Raw genomic sequence first — 19719 nt, forward strand, 5'->3', positions numbered from 1 at the left:
GGAACTAATGTGATCGACTGGAATCTCGGCGACATTCTCGACGCTATCGAGCCCGTCATGCCAAAGGATGCGCCGGCCCTGATACACGGCGACCGGATCATCACCTGGCCCGAAATGTCGGGACGTTCGAACAATGTTGCCCGCGCGCTCCGGCAGCGCGGAGCCGGCAATGGGGCCAAGGTTGCCTTTTATATGCGCAACCGACCCGAATATGGCGAGTTGATGGCAGCCTGCTTCAAGGGGCGCCTGATCCATGTGAACATCAATTACCGCTATGTCGCCGAGGAGGTCTTCTATATCTTCGACGATTCCGATAGCGAAGTGATCGTCTACAGCTCGGAATTCCGCGACTGTATCGTCGAGCTCAAGGATCGGCTCGAGAAGGTTCACACCTTTGTGGAAATTGGCGAGGCTTCGCAAATCGCGCCTTTTGCGATCCCTTACGAAACACTCGCGCAAGAAGGCGACGGATCGGCGCTCGGCATAGTGCGCTCTCCCGAAGATCAGCTCTTCATCTATACCGGCGGCACGACGGGCATGCCCAAGGGCGTGATGTGGCATCACGACCAAATGCGCAAAGCACAGCTCGAGGCCCAGAAGCTGCTCGCCCCCGTTCCTCAGACACTCGAAGAACACGTCGCGTTGATCACAAGTCAAGGGCCCGGCAACCGCACCCTGCCATCCTGCCCGATGATGCACGGGACCGGCTTCATCACCGCGATCGGCACACTTATGTCGGGCGGCGCCATCGTTACACTCGCAGACTCGTCCTTCGATGCGACGGAGTTGTGGGAAACAGTTGATAAGCATAAGGTGCAAAGCATCGCAATTGTGGGCGATGCCTTTGCCAAGCCAATGCTGCAGGCGCTGGACCGGAATCCCGGCCGCTGGGATACCAGCAGCCTCGTCACCATCGTTTCATCCGGCGTGATGTGGAGCAAGGAAGTCAAGGCTGGGCTGTGCAAGCATATCCCCCAGGTGGTGCTGATGGACAGCTTCGGCGCTTCCGAAGGGCTCGGCTTCGGCCGCTCCATCACAACCGCGCAAGGGGGCACCAACACCGCGAAATTTGCGATTGGCGAATTCTGTCATGTCTTTGATGAAAACGACCAGAAAGTGACGCCGGGAAGCGGCGTACCGGGATTTATCGCCCTCATGGGTGCGATCCCAGCGGGTTATTACAAGGATCCCGAGAAATCCGCCAAGACCTTCCGCACAATCGATGGGGTCCGCTATTCGATTCCGGGCGACTGGTGCACGGTCGAGGCCGATGGCAGCCTGACCTTGCTGGGCCGTGGCAGCGTTTGCATCAACACTGCTGGCGAGAAAGTTTACCCCGAGGAAGTCGAGGAGATTCTCAAGACCCATCCCGCGATTGGTGACGCGCTGGTCGTGGACGTGCCAAACGAAAAATGGGGTCAGGCCGTCACCGCCGTCGTCCACCTCAGCGGCGACGTTGCGTTCGACGAGCAAGCCGTCAAGGATCATGTGCGGGGGCAGTTGGCAGGCTACAAAACACCGAAGGCCATATATCCAACGAAGATCCCCCTGCGCGCATCGAACGGCAAGGCCGACTATGCAACGGCGAAGGCAATTGCCGAGAGCCTGACTGCCGCTTCATGACGAATCAGACTTCGCCCGATTATGACGCTGTGATCATCGGTGCTGGCTTCAGCGGGATCTACTTGCTCCACAAGTTGCGGGACGCCGGGTTCAACGTGCTGCTGGTCGATGCTGCGACCGATCCGGGCGGCATCTGGCACTGGAATTGCTATCCCGGCGCACGCGTGGATTCGCAGATTCCGCTCTATGAATTCTCGATCCCCGAAGTGTGGCGGACATGGACTTGGAGTGAGCGCTTTCCCGGCTGGGAAGAACTCAGGGCCTATTTCCGCCATGTCTGCGATACGCTGAACCTTTGGCCGCTGATGCGGATGGGATCGAGGGTCGAAAGCGCCGATTTTGATGCAGGGCGGGGACTATGGAATCTACAGCTTGAGGGCGGGCAATCCGTATCGACACGCTTCTTGCTCCCAGCCCTCGGTTTTGCGTCGAAGCCGTATATCCCCGACATTCCGGGCATTGAGGATTTCGAGGGCGAATGGTGCCACACGGCGCGCTGGTCGCAGGAGGGTATTGATCTCGATGGGCGCAAAGTTGCCCTGATCGGAACCGGAGCGAGCGGTGTGCAGGTCGCCCAAGAAGCAGCCAAGCGGGCTGAAGCGCTGATCCTGTTCCAAAGAACCCCGATCCTGGCCCTGCCGATGCGGCAGGAGCGGCTGACGCGGGAGGATCAGGAACGCGAAAAGCACAGCTATCCTGCCCTTTTCGAACAGCGCAGGCAGACGAGCGGAGGATTTGAAAGCCAGTCACTTGAAGTCTCGGCGCTCGAAGTCGACGAGATTGAGCGCAATGCCCACTTCGAAGATTTATGGCAGCGAGGCGGATTGAGGTTCTGGTACCACAACTTCGCCGACTTGCTTACCAATCGCGCAGCCAATCGCCACGCCTACGATTTCTGGCGCGACAAGGTTCGCGCGCGGATCGCCGATCCCGATCTGGCCGAGAAACTCGCCCCATCCGAACCGCCGCATCCGTTCGGCACGAAGCGACCTTCGCTGGAACAGGGATATTACGAGATTTTCGCGCAGGACAATGTTGCGCTGGTTGATCTGAAGGCAAACCCGATCACCCGTGTCGGGCCGCACGCAATCACAACCGCAGACGGCGAGGTCGAATGCGATCTCATCGTTTTCGCCACCGGCTTCGACGCGGGGCGGGGCGGGTTGATCGACATGAACATCACCGGCAGGGGCGGCCTGTTACTGTCGCAAGCTTGGGACAACGGGCTGCGCGCCTATCTGGGAATGGCGGTATCGGGTTTCCCCAACATGCTGTTCGCTTACGGACCCCTGAGCCCCTCGGGTTTTTCCAACGGCCCGACAAGCGCGGAAATGCAGGGCGACTGGATCTGCGATTTCATGGTCTGGCTGCGAAACAACGGTTACGATCTTTTCGACGCCGATCCGCAAGCAGAGGCGGACTGGACCGAAATGGTCGCTCAGGTTGGCGCTATGACGCTCTTTCCCGAAGCGGACTCCTGGTACATGGGCGCAAACATCCCGGGTAAGAAGCGCCAACTCATCAATTTTCCAAGCGTGTCGACCTATGCTGCGATTTGCGGCGATGTGGCACGCGATGCCTACCGCGGCTTTGCCGCCAGCACACCAGCGAACAAGGACAGCGCAACCTGATGAATGAGATGTTCAGAATAAGTGACTTTCCAGTGGACATTGATCCTGTTTGGGCTGGCGACGGCTCACATCTGCCCGAATGGTTCGTGTCGGCGCTCAAGGTGCCCCGCGAAGAAGGTTATGTGGAAATAGATGGGGCCAAGGCGCACTATTTCCGCTGGGGTGACCCCAGCAAGCCCAAGGTATTGATGACCCATGGCTTTCTGGCACATGCGCGCTGCTTTGCCTTCATTGCACCGTTTCTGGCAGAAGATTATGACGTGGTGGCGTTTGATCTGGCCGGCATGGGCGACAGCGACATGCGTGGTCGCGCCGACCTCTTGGCGAGAGGGGGCGAGTTTCGCGAGATTGCCGAGGCGCTGAATATGTTTGCGGATGGCCAAAAGCCGACAATCATCGCGCACAGCTTCGGGTCGGGCGCAGCCCTGACAGCCGTGACCCAGTGGCCCGAGGCCTTTGCCGGAGTGGTGGTTTGCGATCTCATGATCATGCGGCCCGCTCTCCTGGAAGAGTACTGGAACCTCAGGCGGTCAAGCCCTGGTTCCGGCGATCCGGACAAGCCCAGCAAGCGTTATCCTTGCTATGAAACGGCACGTAAGCGGTACATCCTTTCCCCGCCCCAGCCGGTCGGCGAGCCATTCCTTCTGGACTACATGGCCTATCATTCCCTGCGACAGGATGGAGACGAGTGGACGTGGAAGTTTTCAACCGAGGTCTTTCGGAGGAGCAACAAGCCCAACGAATGGCTCACCATGGGCGAGCGTCTGGTGCAGGCACCGGGCCGGAAGGCCATCGTGCACGGCGGTATGAGCCAACTCTTCACCCCGGAATCGGCCGAATACGTCCGCGAGCTGGGTGGAGGTGACATTCCGATCATCGCGGTGCCTGAAGCCCGTCACCATCTGATGCTCGATCAGCCTTTGGCCTTTGTAACCGCACTCCGCAGCATTCTTGCCCTTTGGGATACGCACACTGCACCGCCACTTGCAGCCTGATCCTGGTTGTCCTTCGCCCCGGGTTCCCGCAGGTGCGGTGCTTGCCAGACCTTGCCTGCCGGGAAAGGGAGCTGCCACTCAGCGTTCGCCGGCCATGCCGTTGCGGCGTTCAAGCCATCGTTCGCGCCGCACCAGATAGAACGGGAAGGCGAAACAGTGCCAAGCAGCGAAAGCATGTAACCGGTGTTTTCAGGCCACGGTGGACCATGGCATGAGTTGGGCGAGATTGTTGGCGGGATGACCGTTGGCAAGTTTCACGAGGGTCTGGGTCATCCACCCGTGCGGGTTGACGCCGCTGATCTTGCAGTTTTCGATGAGCGTGGCGATCACCGCCCAGTTGTCGCCGCCTTCGTCGGAACCGGCAAACAGGGCATCTTTGCGATTCAATGCGAGGGGGCGGATCGAGCGTTCGACGGTATTGGAGTCGAGCTCGATGCGGCCGTCGTCGATGAACCGGGACAGTCCATCCCAGCGGGTGAGCGCATAGCGGATCGCCTCGCCGAGCTTGCTCTTGGCGCTGACTTGGCGGCCAGGGGCGGCAAGATATTGATGAAGATCACCGACGATGACGCGGCTGCGTTCGGTCCGAGCGGCACAGCGTTGCTCGGCGGGTGAACCGCGCACCTCGTCCTCGACACCATAGAGCAAGGCAATGCGGCGCAGCACTTCGGTGGCGACCGGCGACGTGTCGGCCAGTTCGTAGAACTTGCGGCGGACGTGCGCCCAGCAGAAAGCGAGCCGGATCTGCTGGCGCCGCCGGGCGAGCGCGGCGTAGCCGCCATAGCCATCGACCTGCAGGATGCCCGCGAAATCACCAAGGTGCGTGTGAGGGCGTTTTGCCTTGCGATCTGGCGCATAGACATAGGCAACGATCGGCGGATCGCAGCCGCCCCATGGTCGATCATCGCGAGCATAGGCCCAGAGCTGTCCTGTCTTGGTCGGCCCGCGCCCGGATCGAGGACCGGGGCGGTTATCTCGTCGGCGAACAACCGCTCGGATCGTCGTAGCTCGTCGAGAATGTGGTCACGCAAGGGGCGCAGATACCAGGCCGCTCGCCCGACCCAGTCGGCCAAAGTGGATCGGTCGAGCCGGATGCCCTGCCGGGCGTATATCTGGGCCTGCCGGTAAAGCGGCAGGTGATCGGCATACTTGGATACCAGCACCTGGGCGATCAGTGCCTCGGTGGGAGTACCGCCCTCGATGATCCGCGCTGGCGCCGGAGCCTGCACGATCGCGCTCTCGCACGAACGGCAGCCATAACGCGGCCGCCGGGTGACCAGGACGCGGAAGGTGGTCGGCACCACATCGAGGCGCTCGGCCACATCCTCGCCGATCTTCCGAATGTGCCGATGGCAGGATCACACCCTCGGCCTCAAGCTGTTTACGCAAATCCCGCCGCCAGGCGTATAGCTGCGAGGGATCCAGCCCATGCCGGCGCGCCACAGGACTGACGCCCTTGCGGCCCGAATAGCACTCCGCGACAATCGAGGCCTCCACCTCGGGCGGCCACTCCCGCCGCTTGCCCGCGCCGATGAACACCTCAAGGCGGCGCGCCAAGCTGGCCGCCGGACGCCCACCCAGCGCCAGCCTAAGGTGATGTACGATAGAATCCAGGCGGGCCGTACGCCGGGCAAATGTTGCAGTCACATCTGGAGGAAAGCGTTCAACGAAGATCCGCGTGGTGCAGCGGGATGTGGCGCAGCGAAAACGCCGGGCGACAAGAGTAATCCGAACCGGTCGGCCATGAGAGAGTAGATCGGCGAGTGTACAGTGATATCGACTGTGGACACGCGCAGATGGGCGGCAGCAGTTCGGGTAAATCGAAACTCGAAATCGGGATCGCCGGGTGATCCGTATCTGATCGGCGGCATACTCGACCTTGTCGATCACCAATCCTGTTGGCGCAATGGCTTCGCGAAAACCTCTCCCATGCATGGCGATCTCCTCCTTCGGGGAAAAACTCGCCACTATCAACGCACTTGCACCAAAAGTGAGTCAGAGCCCCATTCTGGCGCTAATCCACATCCTAACGCGAAGGGCTCGGGCGCTTTAGCGTACGAAAGCCTCTGATGGGGGAACCCGCGTGGGCTCTGGGATTGAGCTATGGGATTTGTTTTGGCCTGGTCGGAAGGGCACCGTACATAGTTGCAAGACGACCCGGGCGACAGCGCGAGGCGCGAACTCGACCGTTATGATCGACGCTCAAAGCCTCCATTTGTCGTCCTTTGGCGGATGTGCGGCAACTCTCTGAGGCGATCGGCGCAAGGCGGCCCGTTGGCCAGCGCCGGGCGCGCGCGGTCGTTCTTGGGAATGGGGGCAATTGCCGCACTGGCCGAACTCGAACGCGTGGTCTCGACCTTATTGGCCTCGTCAACAGGACTGGGCCGCAATAGCTAGCAAGTTGCCAGCTCGAATTCGACGCTCATAAAATGATTACTCGGTCGGCGATTTTTCTGCCGGCGAGCTTGAAAAGCTGCGACTGCGATCGCGAGCGAATTTGCAACCAAAAATCGGCTTCCGATATCGTCCAGCCCTTGCCAAATTTTGTGATGGTTTCTATGATGGTTTCAGCGGTATCTCGTTGTTGATTGCATCGGATTTCCGCCGCTTTGATGCCCAGTTCAGTTCCTCTTCTGGGCACCATTTTTCTTTCCACCAGCGCTGATTACAGGGCGATCAGGTGACAAGCCGAACCTCGGCGCGTCAGGCTGCGGACCGGCCGAGCGCTGCCCGTCGGTTGGTCAGTTGCATTCGGGGAGACGTGGTGCCGCTTACAGGACTCGAACCTGTGGCCCCATCATTACGAATGATGTGCTCTACCAACTGAGCTAAAGCGGCAACGGGGGCGCCACTAGCAGTGGCGTGGGGCGAAGACAAGCGCCCTTGCGCAAGATTCGGGCGGAGGCTCATTCGCCGTCGAGCGGCAGCTGCGTTGTCGCCTTGATTTCGGAGAGCGCGACGGTCGAGTTGATTTCCTGAACGCCGGGCAGCTTGCTGAGCTGGTCGAAGAAAAAGCGTTCATACGCGTCGATGTCGCGCGCGACGATGCGCAGCATGAAATCGGTCGTGCCCATCAGCACATAGGCGTCGAGCACTTCGGGAAAGTCCTGAATCGCGGCGCTGAACTCGTCGAGGTTGGCGCGGCCGTGCGCGTTGAGCTTGACCTGCGCAAAGACATGCGCGTTGAGCCCGACCTTGCGGCGGTCGACGATCGCCACCCGCTTCCTGATGAAGCCTTCGCGCTCCAGCCGGTCAATGCGGCGCCAGCAGGGCGATACAGACAGGCCGACGCGCTCGGCGATCTCGGCCGTCGTCTGATTCGCGTCGCGCTGCAATTCGCGGAGAATCCTTATCTCGAATGGATCAAGGTCGGACATTCATTTCGTTTATCAGCTGAAGAAGGAACATAATATCCCCAAAATGCGCCAACGAATGAAATTGCGATCAAGAACGCCCCGCCGGGCGGTGCGATAAGCGCCGCATCGTTCAAGGAGAGTTTTCATGGTCGTCCGTCCTGCCCGCCTGGCTCCGCCGCTCGAATGCGTGCGCCTCCATGATCTCGAAGCCGGGCTCGACGGCTTCATCGCGATCCATTCGACCGCACTGGGGCCGGGCGCTGGGGGTTGCCGCCTGTGGTCCTATCCCGACGCGAGCCATGCGCTCGCCGACGCCGTGCGGCTGGCCGAAGGGATGAGCTACAAGAATGCGCTTGCGGGACTGCCGCTCGGCGGCGCGAAGGCCGTGTTGCGGCGGCCCGAGGGCGAATGGGATCGTGTCGCGCTGTTCCGCGCCTTTGGCCGCGCGGTCGATGAGCTGGGCGGCCTCTATGTGACCGCCGAGGATGTCGGGACGGGCGTGAAGGACATGCAGGAGGTGGCGCGGGCCTCCCGACACGTTGCCGGCTTGCCGTCTGTCGAGGGGCGCGCCGGGGGCGATCCGTCGCCGTGGACCGCCAGGGGGGTATTCGACGCAATGGCGGTCGCGGCCGAGTTTGCGCTCGGCCGGGGGCTCGAAGGCCTGACCGTCGCGGTCCAGGGCACGGGCAATGTCGGCGCCGACCTGTGCCGCCGCCTGGCCGACGCGGGCGCGCGGCTGGTGATCGCCGATGTCAGCCCGGTGCGCCGCGACCGGCTGAAAGCCGTGCTCGGCGCCGAAGTGGTCGACGTGGCAGAGATCGCCTTGGTCGAGGCCGACATCTTCGCGCCCTGTGCGCTCGGCGGCGCGCTGGACCGCGACACCGTGCTCGGCATGAAGGCGAAGATCGTCTGCGGCGCGGCGAACAACCAGCTCGCGAGCCCCGACGTCGCCCGCCTGTTGCTCGATCGCGGCATCGTTTATGCGCCCGACTATGTCGTCAATGCGGGCGGCATCATCAATGTCTCGGCCGAATATCTGGGCGAGGACGTCCGCGACGTCGAGTTGCGCGTCGCCGAAATCGGCCCGCGCGTAGGCGCGCTGCTGGAACGGGCGGCGCGCGAGGGACGCTCGCCCGCGCTCGTCGCCGACGAAATGGCCGAAGAGGTGATCGCGGGCGCGCAGCGCGCGGCGGCCTGAGCCGGCATTCCCATGCACCGCTTTGAAATCGACGCGATGGCCGACCCGCAATCGCTGCCGCGCGTCGCCGATTTTTTCGCGCAGCGCGCGCTCGTCCCGGCGACGATGACGATGCACCTGCTATCGACGCACATGCGCATCGAGATTGTTGTCGCCGGGCTGGACGCCGCGCGGGCCGCCGTCCTCGCGGCCAAGCTGGGCGAGGCTGTAGCGGTCGTGCGATCCGATGTGACCGCCGCTGACCCGCGGCTGCGGCTCGTCGGCTGACGGCGCTGCATTCAACTTTTTCTTGTCCGCGCACGAGGCGAGCACGGCTTGCCTCGCCGCGCCGCGCGTGCAACGGCCGCGCGGACGAATGGCGGGAGAGTCTTGATGCGGTTCGACGTGGTGATCGTGGGCGGCGGGCATGGCGGCGCGCAGGTGGCGGTGATGCTGCGCACGCAGAAGTTCATGGGGTCCATCGCGATCATCGGCGACGAACCCGAACTGCCCTATGAGCGCCCGCCGCTGTCGAAGGAGTATTTCGCGGGCGAGAAGGCGTTCGAGCGCATCCTGCTGCGCCCCGCCAGATATTGGGACGAGCGCGAGGTGACGATGCTGCTTGGGCGGCGCGTCGCGAGCGTCGATCCTTCGGGGCATAGCGTGACCACCGACGACGGCGAGACGATCGGTTACGGCAAGCTTGTCTGGGCGGCCGGCGGACATCCCCGGATGTTGCCCATTCCCGGTGGCGACCTGCCCGGCGTGCAGGGCGTGCGCACGCGCGCCGATGCCGACGCGATGAAGGCCGCGTCCGAAAGTGCGAAGCAGATTGTCGTGATCGGCGGCGGCTATATCGGGCTCGAGGCGGCGGCGGTGCTGACCAAGGCGGGCAAGAAGGTGGTCCTCCTCGAAGCGCTCGACCGCGTACTTGCGCGCGTCGCGGGTGAAGATCTGTCGCGCTTTTTCGAGAAGGAGCATCGCGATCATGGCGTCGACCTCCGGCTCGGCGTGTGCGTCGAGGCCATTGAAGGCGATACGCACGTCACCGGGGTGCGGCTGGCGGACGGCGAGGTCGTCCCCGCCGAGCTCGTCATCGTCGGCATCGGCATCGTGCCCGCGGTCGAGCCGTTGATCGCCGCGGGCGCGGCGGGCGGGAACGGTGTGCTCGTCGATCGTTTCTGCAAAACGAGCCTGCCCGACATCTATGCGATCGGCGACTGCGCCGCGCACGCCAATGATTTTGCCGAAGGCGCGGTGATCCGCCTTGAATCGGTGCAGAACGCCAACGACCAGGCCAATGTCGTCGCCAGGGGCATCTGCGGCGACGAGGCGCCCTATCAGGCCATCCCCTGGTTCTGGTCGAACCAATATGATCTGAAACTCCAGACAGCGGGTCTGTCGACCGGGCATGATCGGGCGGTGCTGCGCGGCGATCCGGCAACGCGCAGCTTCTCGATCGTCTATCTGAAAGCGGGCAAGGTCATCGCGCTCGACTGCGTCAATGCGACGAAGGATTATGTGCAGGGCCGGATGATCGTCACCGCCGGGCTGCGCGCCACGGCGGAGCAATTGGCCGATACCGAAACGCCGCTGAAGGCGCTGCTGCCCGCCTAGGCGTCCAGCGGCGGCTCGTCGCCCAGGGCTTTCTTCAGCGTCGTCTGGATGTTGCGGAGCAGGCGGCGCAGCGCGACGACGACCATCACCGCACCGATGGCGAGCAGAACCGCGATGACGATCGCCAGCGGCGGAAAGGCGATGGCGAGCGCGATCAGGCCGCCCGTCGCGACATCCTCGCCGGTCGATACGACAGCGTTGCTGACGGGTTCGGGGCTGACATTGACGACGGCGCGCGTCGTCGCCTTGGCGCCATGACTGAGTAACGCACCGCCGCCGCCGAGCAGGAAGGCGATGACCTGCCACGCCGGATCCGAACTGTCGACCAGCGCCAGCGCGAGCAGCGCGCCGCCCAGCGGGCGGATGATGCTGTGGACCGTATCCCATGCCGAATCGACCCAGGCGATCTTGTCGGCCAGGAACTCGGCGATCGTGCCGACCGCGGCGACGCCGAGGACCCATGGATTTGCGAGCACCTGGAGCGCCGCCAGATGTTCGGGGAGCGGCAGCCAGCCGAAGCGCATCGCGACGCCCGTTGCCAGAATCGTAAGATAGAGCCGCCAGCCCGCGAGCAGGCTGAGACTCGCTGCAACACCCAAAATCTCCACGATTCCCAATGGTCAGCTCCCTATCCCGTGGATATGGTCCGCCGATCATCCTGCACCCTTGGCGGCGCGGCGGCAATGGCGGGATGACAAGGTGGAACGGCGCGGTTATCGCCGGGAGTCATGAGCGATGCCGTTTTGCCGTCCACATCCGAAGCCGTCCTGCCCGACGGCGCCATTCCCGCCGCGACGCTGGTGATCATGCGGCCCTCCGGCGACGACGGCCCCGACGAGATTTTGATGGTCAAGCGATCGGCGAATATGGCCTTCGCCGCGGGGGCGGTCGTCTTTCCCGGTGGCCGTGTCGATCCCGACGACCACGAGGTCGCGCGTCGTCACGCGCCGGGGGTCGATCCGGCCGACGCTGCCGCGCGCGTTGCCGCGCTCCGCGAAACGCTGGAGGAGACGGGGCTGGCGGTCGGATGGCCGGGCCTTGCCGAACGCGAGGTCGCCGAGGTGCGGCGCGCCTTGCTCGGCGGGACGTTGCTATCCGACATATTGACGGCGCGCGATGAACGAATCGCGTTGGAATCGCTCGTCCCGTTCGCGCGCTGGTGCCCCAACTTCAAAGAAGCGCGGACCTTTGACACGCGCTTTTATGCCGTCGCTGCCCCGCCGCACCGCCACGAGCTCACCGTCGAGGAAGCCGAGCACAGCCATATTTTCTGGGCCAGCGCCGCGGCGACGCTGGCGATGGCCGACCGCGGCGAGGTGTCGGTGATCTTTCCAACGCGCCGGAATCTGGAGCGGCTGGCGCAGGCGCCCGATTTTCAAAGTTTTTCGGCACATTCGCGCCAGTATCCGGTCGAACTCATCACGCCCTGGATCGAAGATAGCGATGGCCGATCGCATCTCTGCATTCCCGATCATCTGGGCTATCCGGTGACCCGCGAGGCCTTTGACCGTGTGCGGCGTGGATGAAGCGAAACCGGCGACAAGTTTTCGTCTATTTATAATTTACTAAGAGTCTGATTCAAAATTATCGCGATAGATTTCATGCTCTTGCGATACGGCGGACGAAGAGCTGAATTGAGGCGATGAACAGCCACGCGGTTGCCGATGCGATGGTCTGCTCGAAGTCTTTGGCGAGGCGGCGGTTGCGACCGAGCCACGCAAAGGTCCGCTCGACCACCCAGCGTCTGGGCAGGACCTCGAAGCCCTTGGCATGGTCGGATCGCTTGATGATCTCGACCGTCCACTTCCCGATCTTGCGCAGCGCCTGGCGAAGCTTGTCGCCAGCATAGCCGCCATCGGCGAAGATGTGCCTGAGCCAAGGGTGACGGCGGATGATCTCGGCCAGAACAAACGGCGCGCCATCGCGATCCTGCACGTCAGCGGTGTGGATCACGGCATGAACGAGATTGCCCTCGGTGTCGGTCACGATGTGTCGCTTGCGGCCCTTGATCTTCTTGCCTGCGTCATAGCCGCAAGGCCCGCCGCTTTCCGTGGTTTTCACGCTTTGGCTGTCGATGACCCCAGCGCTCGGAGAAGCCTCGCGCCCGAGGGCTTCCCGCCCGATCAGCAGCAGGGCGTGATTGAGCGAGAGCCACAGACCATTGTCGCGCCACAGATAGAACCAGCGCCGCACCGTCGAGACCGGAGGAAAGCAGGGCGGCAACATCCGCCAGGGCAGCCCACCGCGCAGCAGATACAGGATCGCCTCGATGATCCGCCGCAGCGGCCATTTGCGCGGTCGCCCTACACAGCAAGGGCCCGGAAGTAACGGCTCCAGCACGGCCCATTCCGCATCGGTCAAATCGCTTGGCAAAGCCAGGTCGGCACGGGCATACTGCGCCCGGGTGGTGTCGGTCCACATCGTTGAACTCCCGAAGTTTGTTGCAAAACCCCGTGAATCAGCGACTTGGGCTCGCGTCAAGCTAACCCGCTGGCACCACTCAACTTAATTTCGGATCAGGCTCTAAGATTTCAGGGGGTAGGGCAAAACGTCGTTGCAATTGCCGAAGCCCGTGCGTAAGAAGGCCGGGCAGAAGCAGACCGGGGACGAACTTCGCGGTGTGATTCGACAAGACTATCCAGTGGACGGAGAAAAAGATGAACCTGCTTAAGAAAGCTGCGATCTCCCTCGCAGCCACCTCGATGATTGCGGCGCCTGTCGCTGCGTCGGCTGCGCCTGCGGCGCGCGCCGCTTCGGCCGTTGACGGCCAGAGCGAACTGGAAGGCAGCACGAGCTGGATCATCGCTGTCCTCGCTCTCGCGGCTGTCATCGGCGGCATCATCATCGCGTCGGACAACGACGACGATGAACCGACCAGCCCGTAAGATCGGCTGATCGCCAGAAATACCAAGGGGCTCCGAGCATCGCTCGGGGCCCTTTGTGCATTGGGGCATGGCGTTCCAGTGGATAGAGTGCTCCGGAGCCGGTGCGTCCAGCCCGCGATGTGTCCGGCTCCGATGCGCCGGATTCAAGGGCCATGGCCTTTATGCCTTTCGAGCAATATCTGTTCCCCGGCGAAAGCCGGGGTCCAGGGGGCATAGCGTAACGCCTGGCTTTTGGACGCCCTGGCCGTCGGCTTTCGGCGGAGTGCCGTCCCCACTTGTCCAAGAGGATGCGGGGGTCCAGCCCTTGTTTGTCCCAGGGGACCAGCGCCAAACCCGATCCCTGTCTCGCCGCCGTTCGGGCAAAGCCTGTCCTGAGCGCCTGCAAGGCCGTCGAAGGGACCGGAATCTCGCCCTCACATCTTGTCGCACCGGCGAGATTCCGGCATCCGCCGGGATGACACGACAGGAACGCGGTGCTTCAGTCCAACCCGATCGGTCCTAAAGCTCGATACGGCGGGTCGAGCGCGATCGGTCCAGCGGAATCGCCCCCCGCGCCTTGCCGACCAACGCCGGATCGATCGGCACGATCGTTAGCGTATAGCCCTTTTCGCTCGCTTCATCGGTCCGCGCGGCGTCGGCCAGGACCGCGCCCCACGGATCGACCGCCAGGCTGTGTCCATAGGTCGCGCGGCCATCGGCATGCTGCCCGCACTGCGCCGCGGCAACGATATGGCAGGCGGTTTCGATCGCGCGGGCGCGCAACAGGATGTGCCAATGCGCTTCGCCCGTCGGCACGGTGAAGGCGGCGGGGACTGCGATCAGCGTCGCGCCGCGCTCGACCAGCGCACGATAGAGTTCGGGAAAGCGCAAATCGTAACAGATGCTGAGCCCCAGTGCGCCGAGCGGCGTATCGACGACGCAGAACGTATCGCCCCCGGCATAGGCCGCCGATTCGTGCCAGTTCTCGCCCGAGGGCAGTTGCACGTCGAACATATGGATCTTGTCGTACCGCGCGCGGATGCTCCCGTCGGCGGCGATGATATGGCTGCGGTTGACGCGCTGCTCGCCATCATCGGCGAGCAGCGGCATCGACCCCGAATGCAGCCATATCGCGTGCCGCTTCGCCATCTCGCGCAACACCTGCGGCCAGGGGCTTTCGGCCTCGGTCGCGATATGCGTCGCCGACCGCGCGCGATCACGGTCGAGCAGCAGTGACATTTCGGGCAGGAAGGCCATCGAAGCGCCATGGCTTGCGGCCTCGCCCATCGCGCGGTCGATCGCCGCCAGATTCGCGGCAGGATCGACCCCGCTGGTCATCTGAACCAGCGCGGCGAGGGGGGCAGGGGACGGATTGTCGTTGGGGCCGGTCATGTTCCCTGGCTAATCCTGCGCGCCGCCGCGGACAAGGCGACAGTTCAGTGGCCAGCAAGGTTTGAAGGCGATAAGATAGCGCAATGTCATCTGATCCCGCGCGCATGTGCTTTCATTTTGCTCGTTCCCTGGCTCTCGCCGCCGCCGCCGCGCTGCTGCTGGCGCCGCCTGGTGCGCGCGCCCAGGACGATGTCGCGACGGCGAAAGCGGCAGAGAACAGCGACTGGCTCTATATCGGCAGCGACATTCCGCGCGATACCGCGTGGCGGTTCGGCGTGCTTCCCAATGGCCTGCGCTATGCGGTGCGGGGCAATGGTGTGCCGCCGGGGCAGGTGTCGATCCGCGTGCGCATGGATGTCGGTTCGATGTTCGAGACCGAGGCCGAGCGCGGCTATGCGCATTTGCTCGAACATCTGACCTTTCGCGGGTCCGAACATATCCCCGATGGCGAGGCGAAGCGCATCTGGCAGCGTTTCGGCGTCACCTTCGGCAGCGATTCCAATGCCCAGACGACCCCGACCCAGACCGTCTATCAGCTCGACCTGCCGAGCGTGACGCCCGCGAACCTTGACGAAAGCATGAAATTGCTCGCCGGCATGATCCGCGCGCCGCGCATTTCGGAACTGGCGGTCGCCGCCGAACGCGGCGTGGTGATGGCCGAGCTGCGCGAATCGGATGGTCCGCAGAAGCGTATCGCCGATGCGACCAACGCACATCTGTTCGCGGGTCAGTTGCTTGGCGACCGGTCGCCGATCGGCACGACCGTGTCGCTCGGCAAGGCGAGCGCGGCGTCGGTCGGCGCCTTTCACGATCGCTGGTATCGACCCGAACGGGCCGTCGTGGTCATCGTCGGCGACGGCGATCCCGCCACCTTCGCCGGGCTGATCGCCCGCTATTTCGGCGACTGGAAAGGCGAGGGCGCGAATCCGCCCGATCCCGATTTCGGCAAGCCCGACCCCGCGGCCCCCGCCGCGCTTGAAATTGTCGAACCGAATCAGCCGCTCGCACTGACGCTCGCGATGGTCCGGCCGTGGAAAAGACGGATCGACACGGTCGAAAATACGCGGCGGCTTTACCTCGAGTTCATCGCGCAGGCGCTCGTCAACCGGCGGCTCGAAAATCGTGCGCGCGCGGGCGGCAGTTACCTCGTCGCGACGGTCGAACAGCAATATGTCAGCCGCAGCGCCGATGTGACCGCGGCCTCGATCGTTCCCTTGACCGACTGGAAGGCCGCGCTCGCCGATGTCCGCGGCGTGATCGCCGATGCGGTGAGCCGCCCGCCGTCGCAGGCCGACATCGACCGCGAGACCAACGAGATCGAGGCCTTTCTGTTGAAAGAGCTGGAAAATGCGCGCAACGAGCCCGGCGCGCGGCTTGCGGACGACATGGTGCGCGCGGTCGACATCAACGAAACGGTGACCAGCCCGCAGGGGCAGGTCGATATGTTCAGGGCGATCCGCGCTTCGGCGACGCCCCAGGTTATGCTCGAGATCAGCCGCGCCATCTTCTCCGCGCCGGTTACGCGCGTCGTGCTGACCACCCCCACCTCGGCTGGCGGCGACGATGTGGTTCTTGCCGCCCTGAAGGCGCCCGTCACGGCGCGCGACGAAAGGCTTGCGGCGGTCGAGGCCGATTTCGGCCAGCTTCCTTCGCTCGGCAAGCCCGGCGCCATCGTTGCCACGGCGCCGCTGCCGGGGCTTCGCGCCGACCGGATCGAGCTGTCGAACGGGGTCACCGCGCTCGTGTCCAACAACAAGGTCGAACCGGGCAAGGTGCGTGTCAATGTACGCTTCGGCACCGGCAATCGCAGCGTCGCCGCCGATGCGCCGAACCTCTTGTGGACCGGCGACTATGCGCTCGTCGCGAGCGGGATCGGTCCGTGGGGGCAGAATGAGATCGACCAGCTCACCAATGGGCGGCAGATCCAGATGAACTTCGCGATCGACGACGACGCGTTCGAGCTGTCGGCCGAAAGCCGCCCCGCCGATCTTGCCGACCAGCTGCGGCTGATGGCGGCGAAGCTGGCGCTGCCGCGCTGGGACGCGGCGCCGGTCGAGCGGTTGCGGATCGGCTATCTGACCGGATATGAGCTCAATGACGCGACCCCCAATGCTGTGCTCGAACGCCATTTGCGCGGCTGGTTGACGGGCAATGACGCACGTTGGGCGGCGCCCGACCGGGCGGCGATCGAGGCGCTGACGCCCGCGGCCTTCCGTGCCTTCTGGGAGCCGCGGCTCGCCAGCGGTCCCATCGAAGTGCAAATCTTCGGCGATCTCGAAACGGTCGATTACCGGAAGATCCTGGCCGAAACCTTCGGCGCGCTCGCGCCGCGGAGCATATTGGCGCCGCCGGGCGGCCAGCGCGTCGATTTTGCGCCGCATGTCACCGTTCCCGAAATCGCTTATCACCGCGGCGAGCGCGGGCAGGCCGCGGCGATGACGGCATGGCCGACCGGCGGCGGGCGCGCCAATCCGCGCGACGCGCGCGCCCTCGACGTGCTCGCGGCGATCTTCAACGACCGGTTGTTCGATCGACTACGTGCTGAACAGGGCGCCAGCTACGGCCCCACCGTCGACAGCCACTGGCCCACCGGCTTTGACAGCGGCGGCTATCTGCTCGTCGGCAGCCTGCTCGCGCCAAAGGATATCGACGGCTTCTATGACATTGCACGCGACATCGCCGCCGACCTTGTCGCACGGCCGGTCAGCGCGGACGAACTGGCGCGCAACGCCGGTCCGATCCGCGAACAGGTGGCGCGTGCATCGACGGGGAATGTCTATTGGATGTTTTTGCTCGAAGGCGCGACGCGCGACCCGCGCGTGGTCGCGGCGGCGTTGTCGCTCCAGGACGATCTGGCGGCGGTCACCGCCGCCGATGTCCAGCGGCTCGCGCGCCAATATCTGACGCCCGGTCGCCAATGGTCGCTGGCGATCCTGCCCACGGGCATGACGCTGGCCGAAGCGTCGGCGCTGCGCGCGGCCCCGGCATCCGCTGTCGGCGGGCGTTAGAGCGGCGTTCCGACTATCTGATCCGCCGAGACGGAGCCGATTTTGGCCCAGCGCGAGGAGAGAGGAGGGAGCCATGCTCTCGCATAGTGACCGACGATCGACGCTGCGATGGGCCAAAATCGCCCCGCCGCCCGCGGTTGCGTCAGGAAGCCCCTCGGACTTCGTCGCGCTGCTTGTCCGGGCAACCAGCCCGGCCAGCACAGCACTCCTTGCCGAGAAGCTTCCTGACGCAATCCCGGCGGATCAGATAGTCGGAACGCCGCTCTAGGCGGTTTCGCTAGAGTCGGCCGTCGACCGTGTGCGGCGGATGCGCGGTTCGTGATCCAGCTTGCCCTTGGTCATGATGTCGTGGCGCATCTTGGCGCGGACGTCGTGGATCGATGCGATCACCGGACCCATCGCGACGCCCAGGTCGATCAGCACCGCTTCGGCGAGTTGCAGCGAGCTTTCGAGCGTTTCGGGCACGGCATCGCTGGCGCCTGCCTGATAGAGCGCGGCGGCATGGTCGGCATCGCGCGCGCGGCTGATGATCGGCAGGTCGGGATATTTCTGCCGAAGCCGCCGGGTCATTCGCAGTTGCTGGACGGGATCGTCCATCGTCAGCACGATCGCCTGGGCGTTGTCGATCCCCAGCCTGTCGAGGCTGCCGGGCCGCGCCACGTCGGCATAACGGACGATAAAGCCATCCCGCCGGGCCGTCGCCACTGCGTCGATGTCGGCATCGACCGCGATATAGGGCCGGTCATGTTCGCGAAGCAGTTCGGCGACGGTATGGCCGACGCGCCCGAACCCGACGATGACCGTGCGCCCCTCGGGCGTCTCCAGCTCGTCGGCATCGCCGCCGCGCATTTCGATCCGCCGTGCGACGTCGTGACCGATGCGCGCGAGCAGCGGCGTGATCGTCAGTCCGATCGCAGTGACAAGTTGCCAGAACTCGGCGGTGTCGCTGGTGATGAGCTGCGCCTGTAACGCGGCGGCGAGCACGATCAGCGTGGTTTCCGACGGACTCGCCATCAACAGGCCAACTTCGGCCGCGGTCCCGCGCCGTGCGAAACCCGAAAAGCGCAGCAGCGCGGCGGTCACCGCCGCCTTGATCGCGATTACCCCGACCACGGCAATCATCAACTCGGGCCATTGTTCGACGATCGTGCGGAGGTTGAGCCCCATGCCGACGCTGATCAGGAAAACGCCGAGCGCGAGCCCCTTGAATGGCGCGGTGATCGCTTCGACCTCGCCATGATATTCGGTTTCGGCGATCATCAGTCCGGCAAGCAACGCGCCGACGATCGGCGACAGGCCGACCGCTGCCGTCGCCAGCGCCGCGACGATGACAACCAGCAGGCTGGCAGCGAGGAAGAGTTCGGGGTCTTTGGCGCGCGCGGCCTGCGCAAAGATGCGCGGCAGCAGGAACCAGCCGCCAATGGCAAGCGCCGCGATGACGAGCGCGCCTTGCCACAGCGTCGCGAACAGTAATTGGGTGCTGTCGCCGCCCGCGGTGGGGGCAAAGGCGCCGAGGATGAAGATGATCGGGACGATGGCGAGATCCTCGAACAGCAGCATCGAGAAAGACGCGCGACCGACCGCCGATTTGGTGCCGGCGATCGGCAGCACGAGCGCGGTCGACGACAACGCGAGCGCGATGCCGAGGCCGAAGGCGGCGGGGGTCGCATGGTCGGTGAAGAGCATCAGCGCACCGCCCAGAATCGCGCCGCCGACCAGCAGCTCGGCGGCGCCGATGCCGAACACCAGCTTCCTGAGTTGCCACAGGCGGCGGAACGAAAGCTCCAGTCCGATCGAGAAGAGCAGCAGGATGATGCCGAATTCGGCGAACAGCGCGATATCCTCGGTCGATCCGATCGTGACATGTCGCAGCCACGGATAGTCGGCGGCGAGCGCGCCCAACCCCGATGGCCCGACCAGCAGCCCGACGAGGATGAAGCCGATGACCGGGGGCAGGCGAAAGCGCGCAAAGGCAGGGATCACAACGCCCGCGGCGCCGAGCACCACCAGCGCGTTGCCGATGGCGGAGGTTTCTGTTTCGGATACCATAAGGGCC

General features: G+C 64.2%; 15 protein-coding genes, 1 tRNA gene and 2 pseudogenes. 9 read left to right on the forward strand and 9 right to left on the reverse strand.

Annotation, left to right across the window (positions count from 1 at the left end; translation table 11 throughout):
- Positions 1-9 precede the first annotated feature (9 nt).
- From SPYCA_RS02710 to SPYCA_RS02720, 3 genes are read left to right on the forward strand one after another with little or no spacing between them, the layout of a single operon-like run.
- Positions 10-1623 (forward strand): acyl-CoA synthetase, encoded by a 1614-nt coding sequence (locus SPYCA_RS02710; protein ID WP_054588685.1) that lies wholly within the window; start codon positions 10-12, stop codon positions 1621-1623.
- Positions 1624-1652: 29 nt separating this feature from the next.
- Entirely contained in the window at positions 1653-3254 is a 1602-nt protein-coding gene (locus SPYCA_RS02715; protein ID WP_232003481.1) for a flavin-containing monooxygenase, read from the forward strand.
- Complete coding sequence (locus tag SPYCA_RS02720) at positions 3254-4249, forward strand: alpha/beta fold hydrolase (protein ID WP_039575348.1); 996 nt, start codon at positions 3254-3256, stop codon at positions 4247-4249. The genes SPYCA_RS02715 and SPYCA_RS02720 overlap by 1 nt, the downstream gene beginning before the upstream one ends.
- 189 nt (positions 4250-4438) lie before the next feature.
- On the opposite strand, the pseudogene tnpC reads toward SPYCA_RS02720, so the two are convergent.
- From tnpC to SPYCA_RS02740, 5 genes and pseudogenes are all read right to left on the reverse strand, one after another.
- Positions 4439-5604: pseudogene (tnpC, locus tag SPYCA_RS02725) on the reverse strand (IS66 family transposase); the annotation flags it as partial.
- Positions 5605-5626: 22 nt separating this feature from the next.
- Positions 5627-6184 (reverse strand): annotated as a pseudogene (locus SPYCA_RS19785) (transposase); the annotation flags it as partial.
- 487 nt (positions 6185-6671) lie between these two features.
- Positions 6672-6905: a hypothetical protein gene (locus tag SPYCA_RS18955; RefSeq protein ID WP_146625083.1), complete on the reverse strand. Its 234-nt coding sequence runs from the start codon at positions 6903-6905 to the stop codon at positions 6672-6674.
- 106 nt (positions 6906-7011) lie between these two features.
- Positions 7012-7087: transfer RNA gene (locus SPYCA_RS02735), tRNA-Thr, on the reverse strand.
- Positions 7088-7155: 68 nt separating this feature from the next.
- Complete coding sequence (locus tag SPYCA_RS02740; protein ID WP_120218837.1) at positions 7156-7626, reverse strand: Lrp/AsnC family transcriptional regulator; 471 nt, start codon at positions 7624-7626, stop codon at positions 7156-7158.
- 124 nt (positions 7627-7750) lie between these two features.
- On the opposite strand from SPYCA_RS02740, the gene SPYCA_RS02745 reads away from it, so the two are divergent.
- The 3 genes from SPYCA_RS02745 (at position 7751) to SPYCA_RS02755 (ending at position 10399) form a co-directional block, all read left to right on the forward strand.
- Positions 7751-8803 carry a Leu/Phe/Val dehydrogenase gene (locus SPYCA_RS02745; protein WP_120218838.1) on the forward strand — a complete coding sequence of 351 codons (1053 nt, stop codon included), beginning with the start codon at positions 7751-7753 and terminating at the stop codon, positions 8801-8803.
- A gap of 12 nt (positions 8804-8815) precedes the next feature.
- Positions 8816-9070 (forward strand): hypothetical protein, encoded by a 255-nt coding sequence (locus tag SPYCA_RS02750; RefSeq protein WP_120218839.1) that lies wholly within the window; start codon positions 8816-8818, stop codon positions 9068-9070.
- 105 nt (positions 9071-9175) lie between these two features.
- Positions 9176-10399: an NAD(P)/FAD-dependent oxidoreductase gene (locus tag SPYCA_RS02755; protein ID WP_120218840.1), complete on the forward strand. Its 1224-nt coding sequence runs from the start codon at positions 9176-9178 to the stop codon at positions 10397-10399.
- Here SPYCA_RS02755 and SPYCA_RS02760 read toward each other — a convergent pair.
- The gene (locus tag SPYCA_RS02760; protein WP_120218841.1) at positions 10396-11016 is read right to left on the reverse strand and encodes a DUF4126 domain-containing protein; all 621 of its coding nucleotides are present in this window, start codon (positions 11014-11016) and stop codon (positions 10396-10398) included. The genes SPYCA_RS02755 and SPYCA_RS02760 overlap by 4 nt on opposite strands.
- 111 nt (positions 11017-11127) lie before the next feature.
- Here SPYCA_RS02760 and SPYCA_RS02765 point away from each other — a divergent pair, with 111 nt between their 5' ends.
- Positions 11128-11925 (forward strand): NUDIX domain-containing protein, encoded by a 798-nt coding sequence (locus SPYCA_RS02765; protein ID WP_120218842.1) that lies wholly within the window; start codon positions 11128-11130, stop codon positions 11923-11925.
- A 73-nt stretch (positions 11926-11998) separates the two neighbouring features.
- Here the strand turns inward: SPYCA_RS02765 and SPYCA_RS02770 are convergent, their stop codons facing one another.
- Complete coding sequence (locus SPYCA_RS02770; protein ID WP_066114500.1) at positions 11999-12820, reverse strand: IS5 family transposase; 822 nt, start codon at positions 12818-12820, stop codon at positions 11999-12001.
- Between the two features lie 236 nt (positions 12821-13056).
- Here SPYCA_RS02770 and SPYCA_RS02775 point away from each other — a divergent pair, with 236 nt between their 5' ends.
- A complete protein-coding gene (locus SPYCA_RS02775; protein WP_041384001.1) occupies positions 13057-13284 on the forward strand; it encodes a hypothetical protein in 228 nt (75 codons plus the stop codon).
- A 498-nt stretch (positions 13285-13782) separates the two neighbouring features.
- On the opposite strand, the gene SPYCA_RS02780 is transcribed toward SPYCA_RS02775, so the two are convergent.
- Positions 13783-14655, reverse strand: coding sequence for a carbon-nitrogen hydrolase family protein (locus tag SPYCA_RS02780; protein WP_120218843.1), 873 nt, complete (start codon positions 14653-14655; stop codon positions 13783-13785).
- Positions 14656-14738: 83 nt separating this feature from the next.
- Between SPYCA_RS02780 and SPYCA_RS02785 the strand changes: the two genes are divergently transcribed.
- On the forward strand, positions 14739-17663 hold the full coding sequence (locus SPYCA_RS02785) for a M16 family metallopeptidase (RefSeq protein WP_120218844.1): 2925 nt from the start codon (positions 14739-14741) through the stop codon (positions 17661-17663).
- A gap of 264 nt (positions 17664-17927) precedes the next feature.
- Here the strand turns inward: SPYCA_RS02785 and SPYCA_RS02795 are convergent, their stop codons facing one another.
- Positions 17928-19712 carry a cation:proton antiporter domain-containing protein gene (locus SPYCA_RS02795; protein ID WP_120218845.1) on the reverse strand — a complete coding sequence of 595 codons (1785 nt, stop codon included), beginning with the start codon at positions 19710-19712 and terminating at the stop codon, positions 17928-17930.
- Positions 19713-19719: the final 7 nt, after the last annotated feature.

It is taken from the genome of Sphingopyxis sp. FD7 (assembly GCF_003609835.1).
Taxonomy (GTDB): Bacteria; Pseudomonadota; Alphaproteobacteria; order Sphingomonadales; family Sphingomonadaceae; genus Sphingopyxis.